At 66.7% G+C, this 19,633-nt stretch carries 14 protein-coding genes; 10 read left to right on the top strand and 4 right to left on the bottom strand.

Annotated features, from left to right (window positions below):
- Positions 1–91: 91 nt before the first annotated feature.
- Positions 92–955 (top strand): VOC family protein, encoded by an 864-nt coding sequence (locus L0V05_RS18900; RefSeq protein ID WP_234873053.1) that lies wholly within the window; start codon positions 92–94, stop codon positions 953–955.
- Between the two features lie 27 nt (positions 956–982).
- Here L0V05_RS18900 and tpa read toward each other — a convergent pair whose 3' ends face one another.
- Entirely contained in the window at positions 983–2,359 is a 1,377-nt protein-coding gene (tpa, locus tag L0V05_RS18895; protein WP_234873052.1) for a hypotaurine--pyruvate aminotransferase Tpa, read from the bottom strand.
- Positions 2,360–2,610: 251 nt separating this feature from the next.
- On the opposite strand from tpa, the gene L0V05_RS18890 reads away from it, so the two are divergent.
- The 9 genes from L0V05_RS18890 to L0V05_RS18850 all read left to right on the top strand — a co-directional run bounded on the left by L0V05_RS18890 (position 2,611) and on the right by L0V05_RS18850 (position 15,917).
- The gene (locus tag L0V05_RS18890; RefSeq protein ID WP_234873051.1) at positions 2,611–3,267 is read left to right on the top strand and encodes an ABC transporter ATP-binding protein; all 657 of its coding nucleotides are present in this window, start codon (positions 2,611–2,613) and stop codon (positions 3,265–3,267) included.
- Positions 3,264–5,660: an ABC transporter permease gene (locus L0V05_RS18885; RefSeq protein ID WP_234873050.1), complete on the top strand. Its 2,397-nt coding sequence runs from the start codon at positions 3,264–3,266 to the stop codon at positions 5,658–5,660. Before L0V05_RS18890 ends, L0V05_RS18885 begins: the two co-directional genes overlap by 4 nt.
- Complete coding sequence (locus tag L0V05_RS18880) at positions 5,650–6,699, top strand: lipocalin-like domain-containing protein (RefSeq protein WP_234873049.1); 1,050 nt, start codon at positions 5,650–5,652, stop codon at positions 6,697–6,699. Before L0V05_RS18885 ends, L0V05_RS18880 begins: the two co-directional genes overlap by 11 nt.
- A 150-nt stretch (positions 6,700–6,849) precedes the next feature.
- The gene (locus L0V05_RS18875; RefSeq protein WP_255683859.1) at positions 6,850–7,458 is read left to right on the top strand and encodes an NAD(P)H-dependent oxidoreductase; all 609 of its coding nucleotides are present in this window, start codon (positions 6,850–6,852) and stop codon (positions 7,456–7,458) included.
- Between the two features lie 151 nt (positions 7,459–7,609).
- Positions 7,610–10,921, top strand: coding sequence for a transglutaminase family protein (locus L0V05_RS18870; RefSeq protein ID WP_234873048.1), 3,312 nt, complete (start codon positions 7,610–7,612; stop codon positions 10,919–10,921).
- Between the two features lies 1 nt (position 10,922).
- Positions 10,923–13,331, top strand: coding sequence for a circularly permuted type 2 ATP-grasp protein (locus L0V05_RS18865; protein WP_234873047.1), 2,409 nt, complete (start codon positions 10,923–10,925; stop codon positions 13,329–13,331).
- A gap of 9 nt (positions 13,332–13,340) precedes the next feature.
- On the top strand, positions 13,341–14,228 hold the full coding sequence (locus tag L0V05_RS18860) for a transglutaminase family protein (RefSeq protein ID WP_234873046.1): 888 nt from the start codon (positions 13,341–13,343) through the stop codon (positions 14,226–14,228).
- 12 nt (positions 14,229–14,240) lie between these two features.
- Positions 14,241–14,801: a DUF2585 family protein gene (locus L0V05_RS18855; protein WP_234873045.1), complete on the top strand. Its 561-nt coding sequence runs from the start codon at positions 14,241–14,243 to the stop codon at positions 14,799–14,801.
- Positions 14,802–14,891: 90 nt separating this feature from the next.
- Positions 14,892–15,917 carry a DMT family transporter gene (locus L0V05_RS18850; protein ID WP_234873044.1) on the top strand — a complete coding sequence of 342 codons (1,026 nt, stop codon included), beginning with the start codon at positions 14,892–14,894 and terminating at the stop codon, positions 15,915–15,917.
- A gap of 3 nt (positions 15,918–15,920) precedes the next feature.
- On the opposite strand, the gene L0V05_RS18845 is transcribed toward L0V05_RS18850, so the two are convergent.
- From L0V05_RS18845 to L0V05_RS18835, 3 genes are read right to left on the bottom strand one after another with little or no spacing between them, the layout of a single operon-like run.
- The gene (locus tag L0V05_RS18845) at positions 15,921–17,534 is read right to left on the bottom strand and encodes a dihydroxyacetone kinase subunit DhaK (protein WP_234873043.1); all 1,614 of its coding nucleotides are present in this window, start codon (positions 17,532–17,534) and stop codon (positions 15,921–15,923) included.
- Between the two features lie 3 nt (positions 17,535–17,537).
- Entirely contained in the window at positions 17,538–18,542 is a 1,005-nt protein-coding gene (locus L0V05_RS18840) for an ABC transporter ATP-binding protein (RefSeq protein ID WP_234873042.1), read from the bottom strand.
- Positions 18,535–19,632: an ABC transporter ATP-binding protein gene (locus L0V05_RS18835; RefSeq protein WP_234873041.1), complete on the bottom strand. Its 1,098-nt coding sequence runs from the start codon at positions 19,630–19,632 to the stop codon at positions 18,535–18,537. Before L0V05_RS18835 ends, L0V05_RS18840 begins: the two co-directional genes overlap by 8 nt.
- Position 19,633: the final 1 nt, after the last annotated feature.

Raw genomic sequence — 19,633 nt, 5'->3', positions numbered from 1 at the left:
CGCGTCAAGCGGGCTTTCCCGGCGACCGGGGCACGGCTATTGACGCAATTTCATGGGCCGTGCAGCCTTCCCAATCAGCAGGGGGGCAAGAATGACGGAACCGAGTCCCAGTCCGCGCCTTGGTCCGGTCGATCTTAGGGTCACTGACGTCGAACGGAGTGCCGAGTTCTGGCAGACGATCGTCGGCCTTACCCGCCTGCCGGGCGAAGGCGCAATCCTGGGTCTTCCCGGTCGCCCCCTGATCCGCCTGCACCCTGGTGCGACGGGACCGATGCCGGACATGGCGCTCGGCCTCTTCCATATCGCCCTGCAGGTGCCCGCCAGCGCAGACCTGGCACAGGCGGCGGTTCGTTTCGCGGCCTCGGGTCTGCGGCATTCCGGGCAGGACCACCTGCTGAGCCGGTCGGTCTACATCGCCGATCCCGACGGCAACAAGATCGAGGTGACCCACCTGACCCCCGGGCGCGGAACGATCCGCGCCGTAGACGGGAGGGTGGAGGGGCTAACGCGGGACGGGGTCCCTCATTCCATCTTCGAGCCGCTCGATCTGGCCGAGTTGCGGGCAGAGGTGGCCAGCGGCGAAAGGCAGGCGAAGATGCCTGATGGCACGATCAACGGCCACATCCACTTCCGAACTCGCGACCTTGCGGCGGCATACGACTTCTACAGGCTGGTCGGGCTTATGCCGAACATCTTTGCCCCGGCGAACCATTTTGGTGACCTCGGGCGCGTTGACCACCCGCATCTCGTGGCGCTCAACACATGGGCGGGCGACCGGCTGATCCCCGCGCCCCCGGGGGCCGCGGGGATCATTGCCTACGTGTTGGAACTACCAGATCCGGATCGGGCCGCTAGCCGCCTGCGGCGCGCGGGCGTATCGCTCACCGCCACGGCCTCGGGCTTTGACTGCGCGGACCGGGACGGAAATCTCGTCAGGGTGATTGCCGCGCCCTGACGGGCGCGGCAATTGCAGATCGAAGGATCAGCTGAAGACCTTGATCAGCGCCTTGTCGACCGTCCTAGTGATGTGGTCGATGTCATCCGCCGTGGCAATCAGGGCCGGGCTGAAGCAGAGCGTGTTGTTCAGACCGGGGATCGAGCGGTTGGTCATGCCGATGATGACGCCGTTCGCCAGGCAATCAGCGACAACGGCCGCGACCATCTTCTCGTCCGCCGGTTCCTTGGTCTTGCGGTCGGCCACCAGTTCCGCGCCAAGGAACAGGCCCTTGCCGCGCACATCGCCGATCACCCGGTGCTTTTCCATCAGGCCACGCAGGTTGTTCAGCATCCGCTCGCCCATCTTCGTGGTGTTGTCGAGCAGCCCCTCATCCTCGATGATCCGCATGTTTTCCAGCGCCGCCGCCGGACCCGAGGCACAGCCGCCGAAGGTCGAGATGTCGCGGAAATAGCCGAGCGGATCGCTGGCATCGTCCTTGAAGAGGTTGAACACTTCCTCGGTCGTCACGGTGCAGGCGATGGCGGCATAGCCCGAGGCGACGCCCTTGGCCATGGTCACGAAATCGGGCTTGATGCCGTATTGCTGGTAGCCGAACCACGTGCCGGTCCGGCCGACGCCGCAGACGACCTCGTCGATATGGATGAGGATGTTGTACTTCTTGCAGATTTCCTGGACCCGCTCCCAATAGCCCTTCGGCGGCTCGATCACACCGCCGCCGGCGGTCACCGGCTCAAGGCAGATTGCGCCGATCGTATCGGGACCCTCGCGCAGGATCACTTCCTCGATCGCGTCGGCGGCGCGCTCGCCGTAGTTCTCGACGTCCCACTGCTTGCGGTATTCCAGGCAATGCGGCACTTCGACGAAGCCCGGTGTGAAGGGGCCGTACTGCATCGCCCGCTGCGGCTGGCCGCAGGCGGACAGTGCGGTGATGGTGGTGCCGTGATAGTCGCGCTCGCGGTAGAGGACCTTGTATTTCTTGCCTCCGTGATGGCGCGCCGCGATCTGGCGGACCATCTTGAAGACCTTCTCGTTCGCTTCCGACCCCGAGTTGGCATAGTAGACCCGGCTCATGCCCGGCATCTTCTCGATGAGCTTCTGGGCGAACAGCGCGCCGGGGATCGAGCCAGAGGCGCCGGCGAAGTAGCACATCTGGATCAACTGGTCGCGCACGGCATTGGCGATCGACTCGCGGCCGTAGCCGACGTTGACCGTCCAGACGCCGCCCGACACGGCATCGAGATGCTCCTTGCCCTTGGCATCCCAGACCTTCATGCCCTTGCCTTCGACCATCACGCGCGGGTCGATCGACTCGAACTGCTTGTGCTGGATCAGGTGGTGCCAGACATGGGCGCGGTCGGCCTCGACCACGGCGGTCATGTCGTTTCCTAGAGTCACGGCCATTTGGGCCTCCTGTCAAAAAGAGATGGCCCAGAACACCACGCCGCGGCAAAGGCGCGTAGGACCAGAGGTGGCGCCGCGATAATGCCAGAATTGCGCGAGGTTTCGACGACAGACGCGGGCGTTCCGCCCCCAACTTCGGCTGCTCGCCCGGGGCCGGCACGAGGATATTTGGACCCAAAGGATGATCCGGCGGCATTGGCGCTGGTCCGGAGGAATGGGCATGCTACATCGCGGGCAGAAACGGAGAACCGATGCTTCTGCAGTTCGAAGGCGTGACCAAGACCTATGCCACCGGAGACGGGGTGCTTCGGGTGCTGGACAGCGCCGATCTGTCGCTTGCGGCGGGTGAGACGCTGGCCCTCACCGGAGAGTCGGGCAGCGGCAAGAGCACGCTCCTGCATCTCGCAGCCGGGCTTGACCTCGCCGATGCGGGCACGGTTCGGCTCGACGGGACGGATCTGGCTGCGGCGGGTGACGGCGGTCGCGCAGCCCTGCGGCGCGGGACGGTTGGCCTTGTCTTCCAGCAGTTCAACCTGATCCCCTCCCTGACCGTGGCCGAAAACCTATCGTTCCAGGCGCGACTGGCAGGGCGGAACGATCCGACCTGGACTGGAGAACTGGCACGCGATCTCGGGCTCGCATCCCTGCTTGGACGCTATCCCGAACAGCTGTCGGGCGGGCAGCAGCAGCGCGTGGCGATCGGTCGGACGCTGGCCGTGCGTCCACGACTGGTGCTGGCGGACGAGCCCACCGGCAATCTTGACGAGGCGACGGGCGACTCGGTCATCGAGGTCATGCTACGCTTGGTCGCCGGGACCGGAGCCGCGCTGCTTATGGTCACGCATTCGGCGCGGCTGGCCGCCCGGCTCGGGCGGCGGCTGCATCTGAGCGGCGGCCGGTTGCGATGATCCGGGCAGGGCTTGGCGCGCTTCTGTCACATTGGCGGCGACATCCGCTGCAACTTGCAATGCTGCTTGCCGGACTGGCACTCGCCACTGCGCTCTGGTCGGGGGTGCAGGCGATCAATGCCGAGGCACGGGCGAGTTATGACCGTGCAGCGGCCGCGCTTGGCCAGAACCGGCTCGACCGGATCGTCAGGTCCGACGGGCAACCCCTGACGCTGGCCGACTACGTGGCGTTGCGTCGCGCCGGGTGGCCGGTCTCGCCCATGGTCGAGGGGCGTTTGCCGGGATTGAGCGTTCGACTGGTCGGGATAGAACCGCTGACCCTGCCCGCCGAGGCGCGGCAGGACGGCCTGAACGGCGCCGGTGACCTTGCGGCGTTCCTGCGCCCGCCGGGCCTGCTGCTTGCCAATGCCGAAACGGCCCGGCGGCTGGCCGGGTCGGCGTTGCCGACGGTCCGTCTGGACGAAAACCTTCCCGATGGCGTGGCCTTGGCCGATATCGGCATCGCGCAGGGTCTGCTGGGTCGAGGCGAAGCGATGGACCGGTTGGTGCTGGCGCCAGACTGGTCCGGCGATCCGGGCACGGTCGTGACCGGATTGGTGCGCCGCTCGGCCGAGCAGCAGGGCGACATCGCGCGGCTGACCGACAGCTTTCATCTCAACCTGACGGCCTTCGGGTTTCTGGCGTTCGCCGTCGGGCTGTTCATCGTCCATTCGGCGATCGGACTGGCCTTCGAGCAGCGGCGCACGATGGTCCGCACGCTTCGGGCGCTAGGGGTTCCGGCGCGCCTGCTGATGGGCCTCATGCTGGCGGAACTGCTGATCCTTGGGGCTCTGGCCGGGACGGCAGGCGTGCTGCTGGGCTATCTCGTGGCCGGTGCGCTTCTGCCGGATGTGGCGGCGACCTTGCGTGGGCTTTACGGCGCCGAGGTGCCGGGAACGCTGAGCCTTCGGCCAGGATGGTGGGTGGCGGGGATGGGGATCGCCCTTGCCGGCACGCTGATCGCTTCGGCACAAGGGCTTTGGCATCTCTGGCGCCTGCCGCTTCTGACCGCTGCCCAGCCGCGGGCCTGGGCACGGGCCAGAGGTCGGGCGCTGATGGGTCAGGCCGCCGCGGGATCGGTGCTGTTGGTCCTTTGTGCCCTCCTTGTCCTGGGCAGGCCGGGTGCGGGCCTCTGGGCCGGATTCGGGGCGCTGGCAGCGTTGCTGATCGGGGCCGCGCTCCTTCTGCCGCTGTTCCTCGCCGCAGCCACCCGCGCCGGGGGCCGCCTGTCCCGAGGTGTCGTGGCGGAGTGGTTCTGGGCCGACACGCGCCAGCAGGTGCCGGGGTTGAGCCTGTCGCTGATGGCCTTGCTCCTCGCGCTGGCGGCCAATATCGGCGTCGGAACCATGGTGTCGAGCTTCCGCGCGACCTTCACCGGCTGGCTAGACCAAAGGCTGGCCTCGGAGCTTTACCTCACCGCTGCGGACGAGGCCGAGGCCAAGCGTCTGACCGACTGGCTCGCACCGAAGGTAGAGGCGATCCTGCCCATTGTCCGGGTCGAGGCGGTGCTTGCAGGCCGACCGGGTGACATCTACGGCGTTGCCGACCATGCCACCTACCGCGACCATTGGCCGGTGCTCGAAGCGCAGCCCGGCGTCTGGGATCTGGTCGCGACCGGTCGCGGGGTTCTGGCGAACGAACAAATGTTCCGGCAAGGCCGGATGAGCCTTGGTGACCGGATCGACCTGCCGGACGGGGCCTTGCCCGTGGTCGGCGTCTATTCGGACTACGGCAATCCGCGCGCACAGGTGCTGATGGGGCTCTCGACCTTCGACAAGCGTTTTCCGGACGTCCCGCATCTGCGCTTCGGGCTGCGCCTGCCCCCGGAGCAGACGGAGGCACTGGTGGAAGGCCTGACACGCAGCTTCCCCCTGCCGCCCGAAGCGCTGGTCGATCAGGCGGCAATCAAGGCGGAGTCGCTGCGCATCTTCGAGCGGACCTTCACGGTCACGACAGCACTGAACGTGCTGACGCTGGCCGTTGCCGGGCTTGCCTTGTTCGCAAGCCTTCTGACGCTCGCCGGCCTGCGTCTGCCGCAGCTCGCCCCGGTCTGGGCGATGGGACTGACCCGGGCGCGGTTGGCGCGGCTGGAACTGGTCCGGTCGCTGGCACTTGCGCTCTTCACCTTTGCGGCCGCCTTGCCGCTCGGGCTGGCGCTGGCCTGGGTGCTGCTGGCGGTGGTGAATGTCGAAGCCTTCGGTTGGCGGCTCCCCATGGAGGTCTTTCCCGGCGACTGGCTGCGGCTGCTCGGGCTGGCGCTGGTCGCGGCGGGCCTCGCCGCGCTGGTTCCTGCGCTGCGTCTGGCCCGGATGGCTCCTGCGCGGCTTCTGGGGGTCTTTGCCAATGAACGCTAAGGCGCTGCTGCTTGCGTTGCTGGTGCCCCTGCCCGTGCTCGCTCAGGGCTTTGCCGGTCTTGGCACGACGTCGGAGGGTTTTGCCCTGCCCGAGCGCCGCGAGTTGGTCTTTCCCGCCGATCACGGCGCCCATCCCGAGTTCCGGGTGGAATGGTGGTACCTGACCGCGACGCTGACCGGGCCGGACGGCACCGAGTATGGCGCGCAATGGACGCTGTTCCGCACCGCGCTGGCGCCCGGTGAGGCCGGAGGCTGGGACAGTCCGCAGGTCTGGCTCGGCCATGCAGGGGTCACGACCCCGGACCGGCAATTCGTGGCCGAGAGGCTGGCGCGCGGCGGGATCGGACAAGCGGGTGTGCAGGCAGAGCCGTTCGAGGCATGGATCGACGACTGGCAGATGCAGGGGCAGGCCGCGGCAGGGCAGGACCAACTGGCGCGGCTGGACGTGGCGGCGCGGGGCGCCGATTTCGGCTATGAGCTGCACCTCTCAACCGACGGACCGATCGTGCCGCAGGGCGATCACGGCTATTCGGTGAAATCCGCGCAGGGTCAGGCGAGCATGTACTATTCGCAACCCTTCTACCGTGTCGAGGGGCGCCTCGACCTGCCCTCTGGTCCGGTTCAGGTCACCGGGCAGGCCTGGCTCGACCGGGAATGGTCGAGCCAGCCGCTCGGCTCGGATCAGACCGGCTGGGACTGGTTCTCGCTGCTCTTCGATGACGGGGCGCGACTGATGGGGTTCCGCTTGCGCGATGGCGCGGGCGGCTACAGCTCCGGCACCTGGATCGACGCCGACGGCACCCCCTCCGCATTACCGCCCGGTGCGCTGAAGCTGACCCCGCTCACGACCGCGCAAGTGGCGGGGCGGACCGTGCCGGTCGAATGGCGGCTGGAGCTTGACCAGTATGGGATCGACGTCACGACCAAGGCCTTGAACCCGCAATCCTGGATGGCCGTCAACCCGCCCTACTGGGAGGGGCCGATCCGCATCGAGGGCAGCCGGACCGGGCGCGGCTATCTGGAGATGACAGGCTATTGACCGCGGCGGCCACGGGGGCCTTTGGTCCTGCCCGTCGCATTCCGGCCCTTGCCCATTGGGCCTTCGCCCATGACGATGTCTTGTCGGCAGAGCATCCGGGCGTGGCCTCGCCGGATGCAATCCGGGAACTGAACGAGTCGGGAGTGACACATGGCAACGGTAATCCGTGCACTGGTCGTCTTCTGCCATCCAAGCGGCACGAGCTACACCGCTGCCGTGCGGGACCGTGTGATCGACCGATTGTCGGCGGCGGGGGCCGAGGTCCGCCTGACCGATCTCTATGCTGTTGATTTCCGCCCCACGCTGAGCCTTGCAGAATGGCGGACCAATGGCGACGCCCCGGCCAACCGGGCTCCCGTTGCGAAAGAGGTGGCCGACCTACTGTGGTGCAACACCCTGATCTTTGTCTATCCGACCTGGTGGTATGGCTTGCCGGCGATGCTGAAAGGGTGGCTTGACCGGGTGCTGCTGCCCGAGGTCGCGTTCCACCTGCCGCAAGCCGATGGCCAGGACATCCGTCCGGGCCTGACCCATATCGAGCGGTTGGGAGTCTTCACCACCTGCGGGGCGAGCCGGTGGCTGACACTTCTGGTCGGCGCACCCGGCAAGCGCACCCTCATGCGCGGAATTGGCCTTCTCTGCGGAAGGACACGCAAGGTGTTCGCCGCCCACTACCTGATGGACAGCTCGACCGCCGAAAGTCGCGCGCGGCATCTGGACCGCGTGGGCCGACAAGTGGACAGGCTGATCGCCCGCTGATCCCATCACCGTTTGCTCAATTATTGGGCATCTCGGCAAAGAAACCGACCGCCCCTGCGCTGGCCCGGAAAAGCCGCAATAATCCGTGGCGTGGTCGGGACAGATGTGAAACGAATTCGGGCAGACACCCCAGCCGCAGACCAGTCAGCCGATGTCCATTCTCGCCTCGATCTACCACCTGACGCATTACAGATACGACCGTCCCGTCACGCTCGGCCCGCAGGTCATCCGCCTGCGCCCGGCCCCGCACAGCCGCACCCGCGTGGTGTCGCATTCGCTCAAGGTCGGTCCCCAGCCGCATTTCGTGAACCACCAGCAGGACCCCTACGGCAACTGGCTGGCGCGCTATGTCTTCCCCGAGCCGGTGCGCGAGTTGAAGATCGAGGTCGATCTGATCGCCGACATGACCGTCTACAACCCCTTCGACTTCTTCGTCGAGGACACGGCCGAGCACTGGCCCTTCGACTATCCGGAGGACATCGCGCCTGATCTGGTGATCTATCGCACGCCGGAACCTGCCGGGCCGCATCTCGCCGCGTTTCTCGCCTCGATCCCGCGCGAGCGGCAGCGGACCGTCGATTTCGTCGTCGGCCTGAATGCGCGCGTGGCGCAAGAGGTCGGCTATGTCATCCGCATGGAGCCGGGTGTGCAGACGCCCGAGGAAACCTTCGGGCGCGGCACAGGCTCCTGCCGCGACTCGAGCTGGCTTCTGGTGCAGGCGCTGCGGCATCTGGGCTTTGCCGCGCGCTTTGTGTCGGGCTACCTGATCCAGCTGAAGCCGGACCTCAAGGCGCTCGACGGCCCCTCGGGGACCGAGGTCGATTTCACCGACCTGCACGCTTGGTGCGAGGTCTACCTGCCTGGCGCGGGCTGGATCGGGCTGGACCCGACCTCTGGTCTTCTGACCGGGGAAAGCCACATTCCGCTGGCTGCGACGCCGCATTACCGCAACGCCGCGCCGATCTCGGGCATGGCGAGCTATGCCGAGGTCGATTTCGGTTTCGACATGAAGGTCCGCCGGGTGGCCGAGCATCCGCGCATCACCAAGCCCTTCTCGGACGACTCCTGGGCCGCCCTCGACGCGCTCGGCCGAAAGGTCGATGCGGCCCTTCAGAAGGGCGACGTACGGTTGACCATGGGTGGCGAGCCGACCTTTGTCTCGACCCTCGATTTCGAGGCGCCGGAATGGAATACCGACGCCGTCGGCCCGACGAAACGCCTCTTCGCCGACCAGCTGATCCGCCGCCTGCGCGACCGCTTCGCCCCCGGCGGCTTCCTGCATTACGGGCAGGGCAAATGGTATCCGGGCGAGACACTGCCGCGCTGGACATTCAGCCTGTACTGGCGGCGCGACGGCAAGCCGATCTGGCAGGATGAGGCGCTGGTCGCCAAGGAGGACGCCACCGGTGCCACCCCCGCGCAGGCCGAGGCGCTGCTGGCCGGGATCGCCGGGGAACTGGGGCTTCCCGCCGACCATGTGGTACCGGCCTTCGAGGACCCGGCGGAATGGATCCTGAAGGAAGGCAATCTGCCCGAGAACGTGACGCCCGAGAATTCCAAACTCAAGGACGCCGAGGAGCGGGCGCGGATCGCCCGGGTCTTCGGACGGGGGCTGACCGAGCCTTCGGGTTTCGTGCTGCCCGTTCAGCGCTGGCAGGCGAAATCGGCCAAGGGCTGGGTGACCGAGAAATGGCCGCTGCGGCGCGGGCATCTGTTCCTTGTCCCCGGCGACAGCCCGGTCGGCTATCGCCTTCCGCTTGGATCGCTGCCCTATGTGCCGCCGGCGGCCTTCCCCTATATCAATCCGGCCGACCCGTTCGACGATCGTCCGCCCCTGCCTGAGCCCGCCAACGTGGCGGGGCGGCCCCTGCCCGTCTCGACCCGGACGGTGGTGCCGCAGGGCGAAGGCCAGATCGCGCAGTCGATCTCCGAGGTCGGCGGATCGGTGCGGACCGCATTGTCGGTCGAACCCCGAGACGGTCGGCTCTGTGTGTTCATGCCGCCGGTCGAACGGATCGAGGATTACCTGGAACTGGTCGCAGCAGCCGAGACGGCGGCGAAAAAGCTCGGCCTTCCGGTGCATATCGAGGGCTACGCCCCGCCCCATGACCCACGGATCAACGTCATCCGCGTCGCCCCCGATCCGGGCGTGATCGAGGTAAACATCCACCCTGCCCATAGCTGGGAAGACTGCGTCGCGACGACCGAGGCGGTCTATGACGAGGCCCGGCAGGTTCGGCTCGGTGCCGACAAGTTCATGATCGACGGCAAGCATACCGGCACTGGCGGCGGCAACCATGTCGTCGTCGGTGGCGCGACGCCCGCCGACAGCCCGTTCCTGCGCCGGCCCGACCTGCTCAAAAGCCTCATCCTGCACTGGGCGCGGCACCCGTCGCTGAGCTACCTCTTCTCGGGCCTCTTCATCGGCCCGACCAGCCAGGCACCCCGGATCGACGAGGCGCGGCACGACGCGCTGTACGAACTGGAAATGGCACTGGCGCAGATCCCGGCACCCGGTCAGGGGCCGCAGCCGCTGCCCTGGCTAGTGGACCGGCTGTTGCGCAACCTGCTGGTCGACGTGACCGGCAACACGCACAGGGCCGAGATCTGCATTGACAAGCTCTATTCGCCCGATGGCCCGACCGGCAGGCTGGGTCTGGTCGAGTTCCGCGGCTTCGAGATGCCACCCAATCCACGCATGAGCCTTGCGCAGCAGCTTCTCTTGCGCGCGATCATCGCGCGGATGTGGGACAGACCGCTCAGCGGTCCGCTGCCGCGGTGGGGCACAACCCTCCACGACCGTTTCATGCTGCCGCATTTCATCTGGGAGGATTTCCTCGACGTCTTGCGCGACCTGAAGGAGCACGGCTTTGCCATGCAACCCGAATGGTTCGAGGCGCAGGCCGAATTCCGTTTCCCCTTCTGCGGCGAGGTGACTTACGAGGGCACCACGCTGGAAATCCGCCAGGCGCTGGAGCCCTGGCATGTGCTGGGCGAAACTGGCGCGATCGGCGGGACGGTGCGTTACACCGACAGCTCGGTCGAGCGCCTGCAGGTGAAGCTGACAACGACCGACCCGGATCGCTACACCGTCGCCTGCAATGGCCGCACTGTGCCATTGACCACGACCGGAACGAACGGCGTCGCGGTCGCCGCAGTGCGGTTCAAGGCCTGGCAGCCCGCGCTGGCGCTGCACCCGGTGCTGCCGGTGAACGCGCCCCTGACCTTCGACATTTACGACCGCTGGTCGGGTCGGGCGCTTGGCGGCTGCGTCTATCACGTCGCCCATCCGGGCGGGCGGAACTACGACACCTTCCCGGTGAACGGCAACGAGGCCGAGGCGCGGCGTCTGGCGCGTTTTACCGCCAATGGCCACCGGGCCGGACCCTATCTGCCGCCGCAGGAGGTTCGCCATCCGGAATTCCCGATGACGCTCGACCTGCGGCGGGCACCGGGACTCTGACATGCCAAAACCCGGTGCAAAGACGCGCAAGACAAGCCTGATCGAGGGCTACCGCCCACTTCCAGGCGTGCCCGACGAGCTGCTTGACCCATCCGGCGCGATGCGCCCGGCCTGGGCGCCGCTGATTGCGCATCTCGAAAGCCTGTCGGCCTCCGAACTCGTGTCTCATGTGGCGAGGGGCGAGCAGTACCTGCGGGAGGCAGGAGTCTATTTCCGTCGCTATGGTGCGACAACGCTCGGCGAGCGGGACTGGCCCTTCACGCCGCTGCCGATCGTGCTTTCGGAAGGAGAATGGGCGCAGATCGCCGAGGGGCTGGCACAGCGCGCCGACCTGCTGGAAGCGGTGGCGGCCGACCTTTACGGGCCGAACCGGCTGGTGTCCGAGGGGCATCTGCCGGCCACGCTGGTCGGCGAGAACCCCGAATGGCTGCGCCCGCTGGTCGGCATCGCCCCCCGTGGCGGCCATTTCCTGCATTTCCTCGCCTTCGAGATCGGTCGCGGCCCCGATGGCCGCTGGTGGGTGCTGGGCGACCGGACCGAAGCCCCCTCGGGCGCGGGCTTCGCGCTGGAAAACCGCGTCGCCTCTTCCCGCGTCTTTGCCGAGCATTATCCGGGCGCCCATGTCCACCGCCTTGCCGGTTTCTTCCGCGCCTTCCGCGACGCGCTGAACGGGTTGCAGGCCAATGCCTCGGTCCTGTCGGGATCGAAGGTGGGGATCCTCACGCCAGGCCCGATGACCGACACCTATTACGAGCACGCCTATATCGCCCGCTACCTTGGGATGCCGCTTCTCGAAGGGGCGGACCTCACGGTCGAGGGAGATGCGGTAAAGGTGCGCACCGTGTCAGGACCTGTGCCGATCGACGTGTTGTGGCGGCGGCTCGACTCCGGCTGGGCCGATCCGCTCGAATTGCGGGACAACTCCTATATCGGCACGCCGGGCCTGCTCTCTGCGATCCGTGCAGGCGAGGTGACGCTAGTCAACGCGCTCGGCGTGGGCGTGCTTGAGGCACAGGCGATGCTCGCCTTCCTGCCGCGAATTTCCGAGGCGCTGACCGGACAGCCGCTGAAGATGCCGAACATCGCGACCTGGTGGTGCGGAGGATCTGTCGAACTGGATCATGTCCGGGCCGAGGCCGGACGCATGCTGATCGGCCCGGCGCTCGCCACCCGCCTGCCCTTCGAGACGGACGGAACCCACGCGCTTGGCGGGGTCCTGCGCGGCGCCGACGGCCCGTTCGACGACTGGCTCACCCGCAATGCCTCGGGGCTGGTTGGGCAGGAGCTTGTTACCTTGTCGACGACGCCCGTCCTGGTCGGCGGCCGGCTCGAGCCCCGGCCCATGACAATTCGCGTCTTTCTCGCCCGGACGCCGCAGGGCTGGGTGACGATGCCCGGCGGCTTTGCCCGGATCGCGATGGGCCATGGATCAGGGACCGCCGCAATCGCGATGGCGCAAGGCAGTTCGGTCGCCGATGTCTGGGTGGTGTCCGACCGCGCCGTGCCGGAAGAGACGATGCTGTCGCGCACGGCCCATCCCTTTGCGCGCGCCGAAGGGACCGCCCTGCCCGCGCGTGCCGCCGACAACCTGTTCTGGCTTGGTCGCTATGTCGAGCGGACCGAGGGCGTGCTGCGCCTCACCCGCGCCTATAACGCGCGCCTCGCCGATGACGGCGGCGCGGCGCTCTTGCCCGAGATCGCAGAGTTCCTTGGCGGCTATGGCATTGGAGCCGAAGTGGCGATGCCACCCGGTCTGATCCAGACATTAGGCGGCGCGGTGAACAGCGCGAGCCAGATTCGCGACCGCTTCTCGGTCGATGGCTGGGCGGCGCTGACAGACCTCGACAAGACCATGCGGCGCATGGGTTCGACCGTGACCGCCGGATCGGATGCGGCGCTAGCGATGGGCGTGCTTCTGCGCAAGATCGCCGGCTTCTCGGGGCTGGTACACGAGAACATGTATCGCACTGCAGGCTGGCGGTTCCTGACCATCGGACGGTCGCTCGAACGGGCGTCGACCATGGCGGACGTCCTGCGCGCGTTCACGGCCGAGGATGCCCCGACCGGATCGCTCGACCTTGCGATCGAGATCGGCGACAGCGCCATGACCCATCGGCAGCGCTACCCGGTCACGACGCGGCGAGAAAGCGTGGTGGACCTTCTGGCGCTCGATGCGCAGAACCCGAGGTCGATCCTGTTCCACCTCAACGAGTTGCGCGAACAGGCCGATGCGCTTGGCGGGCAACCTCAAGCCGCAGCGCCGGTCACCGAATTCGGGAGGCGGGTGCTGGAGGTGCAGACACGTCTTGCCCTGCATTCTCCCGAAAGCCTGACGCCTGCGGCTTTGGCGACATTGCGCGGCGACATTCTGGCGCTTTCGGGGGTGCTAGGGGCAACTTACCTCATGTAGCCTTGCGTCATGCTCTACGACATCCGCCTCAACATCACTTACCGCTATGCCAGCCTCGCCACCGGCGGACGGCATCTCGTGCGGCTGATGCCGGCGGACATTCCAGGCGTGCAGCGGCTGATTGCAGGGCATCTCGACATCGCCCCCGAGCCGGCAGAGCGAACCGACAGGGCTGATTTCTTCGGCAATCTCTGCTCCGACTTTGCGTTCAGGTCTGCCCATGACCAGATCACCCTGCGCCTGCAGGCCCGCGTTCAACGGCTGGCGACAAGCGCGCGCCCCGTTGGTTCCGCCCCCCTGGCCGAGTTGCCGGGGTTGGTCGCGGCGACCCGCAGCCTTGATCCGCTGGCGCCTTCACATTTCACCTCGCCCTCGCCCAGAGTGCCGCCCGACGCAGAGGTCATCGCCTTTGCCCGCCGCTCGGCTGCCGCCGACAGCCTGACCGCCGTCGAGGCCCTGGGCCAAGCGATCCATGCCGAGATGCGCTACGATCCCGAGGCGACCGACGTCGACACGCCCATGGCTGAGGCCTTCGCGGCCCGCCACGGCGTCTGTCAGGATTTCAGCCACATCATGATCGCGGGTCTGCGCGGCATCGGCATTCCGGCCGGGTATGTATCGGGGTTCCTGCGGACGATCCCGCCTCCGGGCAAGCCGCGACTGGAAGGTGCGGATGCGATGCATGCCTGGGTGCGCGCCTGGTGCGGCCCAGAGGCAGGTTGGGTCGAATATGACCCGACCAACGCCACTTTCGCGGGCCATGACCACATCGCAGTCGCCCATGGGCGCGACTACTTCGACGTCGCCCCGGTCAAGGGCGTGTTGCGCATCTACGGCGGCCAGTCGAGCGAACAGGCCGTGGACGTGATCCCGCTGGACGACGCGATGCGCGCGTGATTTCCTCAGCTTATGAGCCGACGTTCACTTCCCTACTGGATCACCGCTGCGATATTCGTGGCCACGGCCTTCCTGCTGTCGGGCATGGGCCATACGCTGATCTGCAAATGCGGCTATGTGCTGGCTTGGAATGGCGTTCTCGGCACAAACCAGAACTCCCAGCACCTGACGGATTGGTGGACGGCTTCGCATATCATCCACGGCTTCCTGTTCTACTGGGGCCTGTGGCTGGTCGCGCGCAGGATGCCGATCGGCTGGCGTTTCGCCCTGGCGACGGCGATAGAGGCGTTCTGGGAAATCCTCGAGAACACCCCGATCATCATGGACCGCTACCGGACGGTAACGATCTCGCTCGACTATTTCGGCGACAGCGTGATCAATTCGCTCTCCGACATCGTCGCCATGATGATTGGCTTTACGCTGGCGCGGACCATTCCGGTATGGGCGAGCGTCATTGTCGTCATCGGCCTTGAGACCGCGACGATGATCCTCATCCGCGACGGGCTGATCCTGAACATCGTCATGCTTGTCTGGCCGATCCAGTCGGTCCTCGACTGGCAGAACGCCCTCTGAGCGATTTTCACGCTGCGTTGACGGCAGGGTGACGTGGGGTCAACGGACCGGCTGCGATGGTCCCTGTGCGGCGGGTCGAATTCCTTTTCAATGACCTGGTTTTTCTCCCTGGGCCCGTCGCGCCATCTTCCCTGGTACGCCGAGGCCCTCATGACCGTGTTGAACGATCCCGGCCGCTCCGGCCGACTGACCCCACCGCTTGCGACCTCCCGACTGACGCTCGCGCATGCCGAACTGAGCCTGCGCCGAGACCGCCGCAACGCCGTGTTGCTCCTGCTCCTTGCAGCCTTTTTCTGGGGGGCTGGCAATGTGGCGAACAAGACGGTGCTCGAGCATGTAGACCCCGTGACCGCGGTGATGATGCGCTGCCTCTTCGCCGTTCTGGTGCTTTTGCCCTTTGTCTCGCGCGATCCGATCCCTCCGCCCCGCACGGCAAGACCGAACACAAGCCTGTTCTTCGTGTCGTTGCTGTTTGCCGTGGCGCTTGTGCTGCAACAATTCGCCTTCGGCCTGACTACCGTGACCAATGCGAGCTTTCTGGTAAACATCGCGGGTCCGTTGACGCCCCTGATCGTCTGGCTTGCCCTGCGGGCACCGCCCGCGCGCGTGCATTTCCTGTCGGCCGGGATAATGATTGTCGGGATCTATCTGATGAGCGGGGGACATTTCTCGCCCACCCGGATGAATCTCGGCGATCTCGCCTGTCTCGCCTCGGCGGTGTTCTACGCGGCCTGGATGGTCGCGCTTGGCCAGCATGCAAGGCAGTATGGCCGCCCGATCCGAACGACATGTCTGCAATTCGCGGTGACGGTCGCGGTTCTGCTTCCCATCGTACTGACAGTCGATCTGCCGAGTTGGACTGACCTCCGCGCGGCACTGCCGGAACTGCTGCTGCTCGGCATCTTTTCGACCGGGATCGCCTTTCTGCTGCAATGCCACGCCCAGTCCCGCGTGACCGCACCGACGGCCGCACTGCTCGTCTCGGCCGAAAGCCTGTTCGGCGCGGCGGTCGCCTTTCTTTTTCTGGGAGAGAGGCTGGATGGCAAAGGGCTGGCCGGAGCGGCGCTGATCCTGCTGGCGATCAGCCTTGCCGCCTTTTCCGGCGACCGCAGATGACGGTCAGAGCTTTTCGAACAGCCGGGCGATGGCTTCGGCGCCTGGGTCGTTGTGACCCAAAAGCTTCTCGGCGTTGACATAGCTCGACCGTCCCGCACGGGCGCGCTGCATGGTCGCCGTATGATCGGCGCCCTTGCGGGCGGCGGTTGCGGCGGCCTTGATCCCCTGCGGCAGCGCCGCCAGCGCCGGTGCCAGCGCGTCAATCATGGTCCGGTCGCCCGGCTGGGCGCCGCCGACCTGCTGGACCCGCTTCAGCCCCTCGTCCAGCGACTCGATCCAGCCCTTTCCGCTGGCCGAGGCATCCCCGGCCGCAGCGAAGAAGATCGCAAGCAGCACACCCGAGGAGCCCCCCATCGTCTGGCTCAACTCAATCCCGACGGCGCGATATAGCTGCGTCAGATCGGCAAGCGGCATCCGGTCGAGCGCCGCAATCAGCGCCCGCGAGGCCGTGGCGAGCGTGCTGCCGGTGTCGCCGTCGCCCGACTTGGCATCGAGCGCGTTCAGCGCCGCCTCCTCGGCGATCAGGATCTCGCAGCAGCGCTTCAGCAGTTCCCGTCGCTGCGGGTTCGCCGAAGGCGTCGGCTGGATCGGCATGAGGCCGTCCGGCAACGGCAGCACCGCTCCCTCGCGGAAGTCGGACAACCCCGGCCATGCGGCTATGGCGACCGGTGCCGCCAGCGCCTGCCGGTCGGCTTCGGTCAGCGGCAAAAGCGAGACCGAGAAACCCTGCATGTCGAGCGAGGTCATCATCGAGGCTGGTCCGACAACATGGGTGATCCGAGCCCCGATGGGCGAGCGGGCCAGTTCCTCGGTCAGGACCTGCATTTCGAGAAGGGTCGCGCCGCCGAGGTTGTTGATTAGCGCGACATGCGGACCTTCGGCCATCGCGGGCTTCAGCCGCTCGACGACCATGCTCATTGCGTGGCGCGCCCCCTCGAAATCCACCTGCTCCACCCCGGCCTCGCCATGGATGCCAAGACCCAGTTCGGCCTTGCCATAAGCGATCCTCTGTTCCTTGGGCGAGCCCGGGACGGTGCAGGTGTCAAGCGACATGCCGATCGAGATTGCACCGTCGATCACCCGCCGCGCCGCCGCGGTGACCGTGTCGAGATCCGCGCCCGCCTCGGCCAAGGCGCCGGCGATCTTGTGTACAAACAGGGTCCCCGCCACGCCGCGCGGCTGCGGCAGCTCCGGCAGCGCCACGTCGTCATCGACGATGACCATCGACACCTTGAGACCGAAGGCCCGCGCCCGTTCCGCCGCCAGCCCGAAGTTCAGGCGGTCGCCCGTGTAGTTCTTGACGATCAGCAGGCAGCCCGCCTTGCCAGTGACGGCGAGGATGCCCGCCAACACCGCATCGACCGAGGGAGAGGCGAACACATCGCCGCAGACCGCGGCGGTCAGCATCCCGGCCCCGACGAAGCCGGCATGGGCCGGCTCGTGTCCCGACCCGCCGCCCGAGACAAGCGCGACCTTGGAGCGGTCCCAGTCGTTTCGGACCACGACCTTGATGTGCGGGAAACCGTCGAGCCGCGCGAGCTTGCCGTTTGACGCGCGCAGAAGCCCGGAGATGGCCTCGGTGACAAGCGCATCGCGATCATTGATGAACTGGGTCATGGATCAGCCTTTCTGCGCGATGCGCGCTCCGTTCTGGTCGAAATACAGCGGATTGTGGGGTCGCATGGCGATGGTGTCGCCTGACTCGAGACGCGAGTGGGGATCGGCGACGGTGACCAGATCGTGGCCCTCGTAGCGCAGATGCAGGCGGGTCTGGTCGCCAAGCCGTTCGACGCGGGTGACACGCGCTTCGCGGCCCTCGCCCAGAAGGATGTGTTCTGGCCGAAGCGCGATGGTCGCCGCGCCGGATGGTGCGTCGGGGAAAAGCCCGGCCGGCAGCGCGTTGATGCGGGGCTGCCCCAACCGCTGTGCCACCGCCAGCGTGCGCGGCGCCTCGTAGATCTCGCGCGGGGTTCCGAACTGCACCAGTTCGCCATGATCAAGCACACCCACATGGGTGGCGAGTGTCATCGCCTCGATCTGGTCATGGGTGACATAAAGGATCGTCGCGCCCAGATCGGCCTGGATGTGCTTCAGTTCAATCCGCAGGTCGGCCCGCAGCTTCGCGTCGAGAGAGGACAGCGGCTCGTCCATCAGGTAGATCGACGGATTGCGCACCAGGGCGCGCCCGATCGACACCCGCTGCATCTCGCCGCCCGACAGGTTCGTGGCCTTGTTGTCGAGCTTGTGGCCAATCCTCAGAACCTCGGCCACCTTGGCGACCTTTGCCTCGATCTCGGGCTGCGGCGTACGCAGGACCGGCGATTTCAGCGGAAACTCCAGGTTCTGTCGCACCGTCAGATGCGGATAGAGCGAGTATTGCTGGAACACCATCGCCACGTTCCGTTCCGCCGGGGTCAGGCGGGCCACATCCTGCCCGCCGATGGTGATCTGGCCGGAATCCGGCTTGTCGAGCCCCGAGATCAGCCGCAGCAGCGTCGTCTTGCCCGCGCCCGACGGACCGAGCAGCACGACGAAGGCACCGTCCGGCACGGTCAGCGACACGTCCCGGCTGGCCTGGGTCACGCCGAAGGCCTTGTTCACATGCGACAGGACAACCTCAGCCACGCGCGCCTCCCTCGTCATGCAACGCCGAGCGCAGCGCCCGGCCTTGCTGGGCCTCGAACAGCGTCACCGTCTCGGGGGTGAAGCGCAGCCCGGTCAGCTCGCCCGACTTCACCACCTGCGACGACGGCACCCGCGCCTTGATGGCCCCATGGGCCGTGTCGATGGTGAGGATCTGCGTCGTGCCAAGGTATTCCGAGGCGACAACCCGCCCGCGGTAGGCTGCATGGTCGTCAAGCGTGACATGCTCGGGCCTGACCCCGAAGACGAGCTCGCCCCCTGCCTCTTCATGCTGCCGGGGCACGCGCAGCTCGGCTTCGCCCAGCCGGACATGGTCCTGCCCCGGCCGCACCCGGCCTTCGAAGCGCAGGAAGTTCATGGGCGGCGAGCCGATGAACTCTGCCACGAAAAGGGTGGCGGGTTTGTCGTAGATCTCTTGCGGGCGGCCGAACTGCTCGATCACGCCATGGTTCATCACTACGATCTTGTCGCCCATCTGCATCGCCTCGAGCTGGTCGTGGGTGACGTAGACGGTCGTAGCCTTCATCCGGTCGTGTAGAGCGCGCAGTTCCTCGGCCATATGCTCGCGGAACTCGGCATCGAGCGCGCCGAGCGGCTCGTCCATCATGAAGGCCTTGGGGTTGCGCACGATGGCGCGGCCAAGCGCCACGCGCTGGCGGTCGCCACCCGACAGGCCCGACACGCCCTTGTCGAGGATATGCTCGATGCCGAGTATGCGGGCGACCTCCGCGACCTTCGCCGCGACTGCGGCCTTGGACATACCCTGGCTGACCAGCGGGTAGCTGATGTTCCTGCGCACGTTCAGATGCGGATAGAGCGCGAACATCTGGAAGACGAAAGCGATGTCGCGCTGGCTTGCCGGCTTTTGCGCCACCTCTTCGCCATCGATCCAGATTTCTCCGCTCGTCGGCAGTTCAAGCCCCGCGATCATGCGCAACGTCGTGGTCTTGCCGCAGCCGGACGGGCCGAGCAGCATGAAGAATTCGCCGTCCTCCACGGTAAAGCTCGACGACTTCACCGCGGTGAAGGCGCCGAATTCCTTGCGCAGGTTCTTGATGACGATCTGGGCCATG

The sequence above is a fragment of the Alitabrizicola rongguiensis genome (genome assembly GCF_021491355.1).
Classification (GTDB): Bacteria; Pseudomonadota; Alphaproteobacteria; order Rhodobacterales; family Rhodobacteraceae; genus Aliitabrizicola; species Aliitabrizicola rongguiensis.
This window is presented reverse-complemented; position numbering and strand designations above follow the sequence as displayed.

What these genes read in the sequence shown, in the direction of transcription:
- L0V05_RS18900 (WP_234873053.1), top strand. Translation starts at nt 92, where the DNA reads ATGACGGAACCGAGTCCCAGTCCGCGCCTTGGTCCGGTCGATCTTAGG.
- L0V05_RS18875 (WP_255683859.1), top strand. Translation starts at nt 6,850, where the DNA reads ATGGCAACGGTAATCCGTGCACTGGTCGTCTTCTGCCATCCAAGCGGC.
- L0V05_RS18845 (WP_234873043.1), bottom strand. Translation starts at nt 17,534, where the DNA reads ATGACCCAGTTCATCAATGATCGCGATGCGCTTGTCACCGAGGCCATC.
- L0V05_RS18870 (WP_234873048.1), top strand. Translation starts at nt 7,610, where the DNA reads ATGTCCATTCTCGCCTCGATCTACCACCTGACGCATTACAGATACGAC.
- L0V05_RS18865 (WP_234873047.1), top strand. Translation starts at nt 10,923, where the DNA reads ATGCCAAAACCCGGTGCAAAGACGCGCAAGACAAGCCTGATCGAGGGC.
- L0V05_RS18835 (WP_234873041.1), bottom strand. Translation starts at nt 19,632, where the DNA reads ATGGCCCAGATCGTCATCAAGAACCTGCGCAAGGAATTCGGCGCCTTC.
- L0V05_RS18850 (WP_234873044.1), top strand. Translation starts at nt 14,892, where the DNA reads ATGACCTGGTTTTTCTCCCTGGGCCCGTCGCGCCATCTTCCCTGGTAC.
- tpa (WP_234873052.1), bottom strand. Translation starts at nt 2,359, where the DNA reads ATGGCCGTGACTCTAGGAAACGACATGACCGCCGTGGTCGAGGCCGAC.
- L0V05_RS18890 (WP_234873051.1), top strand. Translation starts at nt 2,611, where the DNA reads ATGCTTCTGCAGTTCGAAGGCGTGACCAAGACCTATGCCACCGGAGAC.
- L0V05_RS18860 (WP_234873046.1), top strand. Translation starts at nt 13,341, where the DNA reads ATGCTCTACGACATCCGCCTCAACATCACTTACCGCTATGCCAGCCTC.
- L0V05_RS18885 (WP_234873050.1), top strand. Translation starts at nt 3,264, where the DNA reads ATGATCCGGGCAGGGCTTGGCGCGCTTCTGTCACATTGGCGGCGACAT.
- L0V05_RS18855 (WP_234873045.1), top strand. Translation starts at nt 14,241, where the DNA reads ATGAGCCGACGTTCACTTCCCTACTGGATCACCGCTGCGATATTCGTG.
- L0V05_RS18880 (WP_234873049.1), top strand. Translation starts at nt 5,650, where the DNA reads ATGAACGCTAAGGCGCTGCTGCTTGCGTTGCTGGTGCCCCTGCCCGTG.